Source organism: Brevundimonas sp. UBA7534 (assembly GCF_002479325.1).
Taxonomy (GTDB): domain Bacteria; phylum Pseudomonadota; class Alphaproteobacteria; order Caulobacterales; family Caulobacteraceae; genus Brevundimonas.
In genome coordinates, this window is record NZ_DLMO01000005.1 from 1 (window position 1) to 687 (window position 687).

The window sequence follows — 687 nt, forward strand, 5'->3', positions numbered from 1 at the left end:
CCCCCTCGCCCGGCGCGCCAGGTCGGGCCGGGCCACGTGGTCGGCCGAAATCTCCATCCCGGCGCGGTTCTGATAGAAATAGGCCAGGGCGTCGTACTGCAGCGACCGATGCGGATGGTCGGCGATGCGGAAGGGGCGGCTTTCGTGCGCGCCCACAATCAGCCGATAGCCTTCGCCAGGCGTCTGGACCTGAGAGAACAGCACGGTGTGCACCGGCTGGTCCGAGGCCGCGTCGGCGCCGAACACCACGCTTTCGCCCGCCGCCATTTCACGCCCCGAGGCGTCCACCACCCGCCAGGGCAGGGGGCGTCGCGAAACGTCCGCGACGGTCGCCGTCTTGGGACCCTCGGTCTCGAAGCCGACTTGGCTCATGCGTATGGCGCGGATGTCGTCAGCGCGGGCGACAGGCGCGATCCAGACTGCGCCCGTGGCGGTCGTGATGGCCGCGGCCGCCAGCAGGACGGTCTTAAATCTCATGGTGTCCTCCCTGACCGGGGGCGGCGCCCCGGTTCTCCCACGCCGATCCTACCGCTTGACAGCGCTGTCGCAACGGCGGTGTTGTCGCGGCCGCCGCAGCCGGACACCCTGTCGGTGAAGGTGTCGCGGCATGGAGGAGCGCAGGTGTTGACCCCACCGATCAAAGCCGAAGGCGGCATACGTCGCGTGGTGATCGTCGGCGGCGGAACG

1 protein-coding gene is annotated in these 687 nt (G+C 69.7%); it reads right to left on the reverse strand.

The genetic code is table 11. The features are described from left to right. Positions 1–477, reverse strand: a 477-nt coding sequence (locus B2U11_RS00270) for a cellulase N-terminal Ig-like domain-containing protein (RefSeq protein WP_292068960.1), incomplete at its 3' end; no start/stop codon positions are given. Between the last annotated feature and the right edge of the window lie 210 nt (positions 478–687).